Origin of the sequence: Mailhella massiliensis (assembly GCF_020741395.1) — a bacterium.
Lineage (GTDB): Bacteria > Desulfobacterota > Desulfovibrionia > Desulfovibrionales > Desulfovibrionaceae > Mailhella > Mailhella massiliensis_A.
In genome coordinates this window covers 1-3,762 of the sequence record NZ_DYZA01000074.1, presented here as the reverse complement: position 1 = coordinate 3,762, position 3,762 = coordinate 1, and the positions used below count along the sequence as shown (strand labels likewise).

The following is a 3,762-nucleotide window of genomic DNA, read 5'->3' as shown; positions in this document are numbered from 1 at the left end:
CCGTTGCCTTGCCGTACTCGCTATCGTCATCTGGTTTCTTCTGCTTTCCCCATACCCCACCTCGGTGTTCATTGCGGCCGTCACCGCGGCGCTCACGCTCCCTGTATATCGCTGGCTGCGGGCGAGAATGTCCAAGACTTCGGCCATAGTGTTCTTTTCCGCCGGGCTGGTGGTATGCGTGGCCACGCCCATCACCATCGTGCTTGTCATGGTCGTCCCGCAGGCCCTGGAAGGAGCGCGCAGGCTCAGCGCATGGTGGCAGGCCGGGCACGCCATTCCTCCCTCCATATCCTATTATCTGGGGGAAGCGCACAGAGTTTTTGTGGAAAACGTACCCAACGCGCCGGAATATCTGGATAAACTGGAGAACGACTTCAACGCCGTAGTCAACGCCGTGCTCAAGAACGTCCTTTCCAAGGGCCTGAACCTTGCGGGGGACACTATGGGCATGGTGTGGGCGCTGTGCCTTTTCATGGTGTTCACCTGCCTTATCGTGGTCTACGCCCCTTCCATACGCAGGGCCGTCCTTCAGGTACTGCCCCGGCATGAGGACATGGTGGAGCGCTTTGTCACCGTGCTGCACAACGCCAGCCGCTCCGTATTCATCAGCATCGTGTTCGTGCCCATCATTCAGGGCACGCTCACCGGCATCGGCCTGCGCTTCCTCAATGTGCCCGACCCTGCCTTCTGGGGGCTTCTCGCCGTGTTCACCGCCGTCATTCCTCTGGCGGGCACGGCCCTTGTCTGGTTTCCCATATCCATTTATCTTTGGGCCACACAGTCGTTGGGGGCCGGGCTCATGCTCATGGCCTGGGGCGGCATCGTGGTCGCCGGTTCGGACAACCTTTTGCGCCCTTATTTCCTCAAGACGGGCATCGAGGTTTCCATGGTGGTTCTTCTGCTTTCCATAGTATGCAGTCTTGCGGTGTTCGGGGCCGTGGGCATCATCGCCGGGCCGGTGATGGTGGCCGTGGCGCGGCAGGCCATGGTGGAGAGCGAACTGCTTTCCCGCGGGGGAAGGCAGTTGTGAGTCGAAGCGGCAGGTCCGCCTGCCTTTTTTCCATGCCCTCCGGGCGCAAGACAAGGGAGTGATGCGTATGGCCATGCTCAATACAAAATATATTGCCGAGCTTGAGGAATATCTGAAATCCGGCAATCTGGAAGAGGATTTCAAGTGGTCGGTGGAGGAACGCAGGGGAGAGATCCTGGAATTTCTGGAAAAGCTCATGGATCTCGGAGAGTTGGCGGATCAGACGGCCACGCATATCATTTTTAAAGGTCAGCTCGGCGCGCTCATGGGTATGCCCGGGGAAAAGGCGGAACCGGAAGAACCTTCCCCGGCCGTGGAGCAGGGCGCTTCCATGGAAATCCCGCAGAAATAGCGATAGAGGGCGCGCAGAAGCTCTGCTTTATTCCGTACGGCATGCCGGAACGGAAGGGCGGGGCTTTTTTTGCGCCTGCAAAAGGGGGGAGAAAGGCTCGCCGGGAAGGGAGCGGCCGAGCCCGCATGGCCGCCTTTTCCTGAGTCCGGGGCATCTGCCGCCTCAGCCCGGGGAAGCATCGGTCCGGAAGGCCTCGGCAGGGCGGCGGGGAAACCGGAGAAGGCGCGGAAGGACGTCTGAGCCGGAAGAGCTGTACAAAGAAAAGGGGAGAAGCTCAGGGAAGGGGGCCGCTTGAAAGCTCCACCAGGCGGAGCGAGCCCCCGAACAGGGTACGGCGGGAGAGGGGGCGCAGGCCCTCTTCATAGAGAAAGGCTTCCAGCCCCGCGTGTTTTGCATCTCCGCTTCCGCCGAGGGCGCGCCTGAGCGGGGCAAGGAGAAAGAAGGCCGGATATTCCAGATTGCGTTCCGGCTCCTTGAAATCAAGAAGCAGGGTGCGGCCCGCATGCAGGGCCATGCGCCGGATCAGCTCCCCGCACTCTTCCGGGGCAAGGAGCGTGAGGCAGAAACAGCTCACGGCGCAGAGTTTTTCGCGCGGGGGGCGCACCGCCGGGGATACGCCGCGCTTCGCCTCCGGGCCGGGCAGGACGGGAAGGCAGCGGCGGGGCAGGGGAAAGGGCCCGAAGTCCAGAAAGGCGGAGGCACCGTACAGCGCGGCGCGCTCCTCCATGACGGGGAGGGCGCGGCGGGCAAGGGCCCGGGCAAGGGGGCCGGCAGGCAGGATCACCCTTCGATTTCCTGATAAGTGGCCGATTGCAGCGGAGTTTCGCCCACCGTCATGCTGTACATACGTACCGGCAGGCCCGAGAGGCGCTCCGCCATCTTCCGGTACAGGTAGCGGGCGAGGTTTTCCGACGAGGGATTGATCACGTCGAAGGGGGGAAGTTCGTTGAGGTAGCGGTGGTCGATGAGCGCAAGCTCGGCACGAAGTTCCCGCTTGAGCTGGGTAAAGTCCGCCACAAGCTCCGTATCGGGGGTAAGGCTTTCCCCTTCCACCACCATCTCCACCAGATAGTTGTGCCCGTGCAGCTCTTCACATTTGCCTTCATAGTGGCGCAGGGCGTGGGCGGATGCGAAATCGCCGCGCACCGTGAGCCTCCATAACGCTTTTTTCATGGGAATATTTCCTGTTTTGCCGCAAGGCGCGCTTGCGGAAAAAGTGTTGCGCGGCCAGCCTTCCTCCGTCCGGCCGGGCGGAACGGAGGCGCCGTTTATGCCGGAAAACGCCGGGCGCGGGCAGAAGTTCCGGGAGAAAACGGCCGCGTGGAGGGCGTGCTTTCCTTCCCGCCCCGGAGCCCTACCGGTGCAGGGCCGTGCGGGCCTTCGCCCAGGCTTCCAGATCCTTGTTGAGCTGGGGGCTGGCCTGCACCCGCCAGCGGGGGCCGAGTTCCATGACGCAGTTCTTGTGCTTGAGCTCAAACTGTATCAGTACGGAGGACTCCCCCTTGTGTTTTTCCAGAATGGCTTTGAATTCCGCTATGTCCGCATCGTCGGTGCAGGTTACGGGGTAGAGCACCACCACGGGGTGGTCGCTGCTCATGCAGGCTTCGAGCAGGGGGCGGGCCGTGTCGCAGAGAAGCTTGATTTCCTTAACGCGGCTTTCCTCGTCTTCGCCCTCGTCGTCCTCGCTGTCGTCCTCTTTCACGTCGATGGCGCCGGTGAGCTCGATGAGCGGGCGCTCCGCATGCAGCGCTTCCTTTATGGCCGCATAGGTCTTGGGGAAAATAGTCACTTCCGCGTGCCCGGTCAGATCCTCCACCTGGACAAAGGCCATTTTATCGCCTTTTTTCGTGACGAATTCCTTGACCGCCGTCACGAGCACCCCGGTTTTCACCGTACCCTTGCCGAGTTCGCCTATTTCCTCAAGAGTGAGCAGGCCGAGCCTCTGCATGTCGCGCCGGAAGGGCTGGAGAGGGTGGCTTGTGAGGTAGAAGCCCAGGGCGTCTTTTTCAAAGGCCAGCTTCTGATCGTCCTCCCATTCCGGTATGTCCTGCTCCTCGCAGGGGAAACCTATGCCGGGCAGGGGGGCGGCCTCCACCGAAGGGCTGAAGGCGAGCAGGGAAATCTGCGGGGAGTTCTTTTCCTTCTGCTTTTTCTGCGCCCGGGCGACCACGGTGTCGAGGCTTGCCAGCATGCCAGCGCGGCTCACGCCGAAGCAGTCGCACGCTCCGCCTTTGATGAGGCTTTCCAGCACGCGCTTGGTCACCTTGCGCAGGTTGACGCGGGTGCACAGGTCGAGAAGCGACTTGTATTCACCTCCCTCCTCGCGGGCACGGACGATTTCGTTGATGGCTTCATCGCCCACGTTCTTCACGCCGCCGAG

At 61.9% G+C, this 3,762-nt stretch carries 4 protein-coding genes and 1 pseudogene; 2 read left to right on the top strand and 3 right to left on the bottom strand.

Annotated elements, in window-relative coordinates; translation table 11 throughout:
• Both K8W16_RS03975 and K8W16_RS03970 read left to right on the top strand, forming a co-directional pair.
• The coding region (locus tag K8W16_RS03975) for an AI-2E family transporter (protein WP_304121336.1) at positions 1-1,030 on the top strand (1,030 nt) is incomplete at its 5' end.
• A 73-nt stretch (positions 1,031-1,103) separates the two neighbouring features.
• On the top strand, positions 1,104-1,382 hold the full coding sequence (locus tag K8W16_RS03970; protein WP_304121338.1) for a hypothetical protein: 279 nt from the start codon (positions 1,104-1,106) through the stop codon (positions 1,380-1,382).
• A gap of 274 nt (positions 1,383-1,656) precedes the next feature.
• Here the strand turns inward: K8W16_RS03970 and K8W16_RS03965 are convergent, their stop codons facing one another.
• The 3 genes and pseudogenes from K8W16_RS03965 to dnaE form a co-directional block, all read right to left on the bottom strand.
• Positions 1,657-2,166, bottom strand: a complete 510-nt coding sequence (locus K8W16_RS03965; protein ID WP_304121333.1) for a hypothetical protein — start codon at positions 2,164-2,166, stop codon at positions 1,657-1,659.
• A complete protein-coding gene (locus tag K8W16_RS03960; RefSeq protein ID WP_304121331.1) occupies positions 2,163-2,555 on the bottom strand; it encodes a 6-carboxytetrahydropterin synthase in 393 nt (130 codons plus the stop codon). Before K8W16_RS03960 ends, K8W16_RS03965 begins: the two co-directional genes overlap by 4 nt.
• Before the next feature lie 181 nt (positions 2,556-2,736).
• A pseudogene (gene dnaE, locus K8W16_RS03955) lies at positions 2,737-3,762 on the bottom strand (DNA polymerase III subunit alpha); the annotation flags it as partial.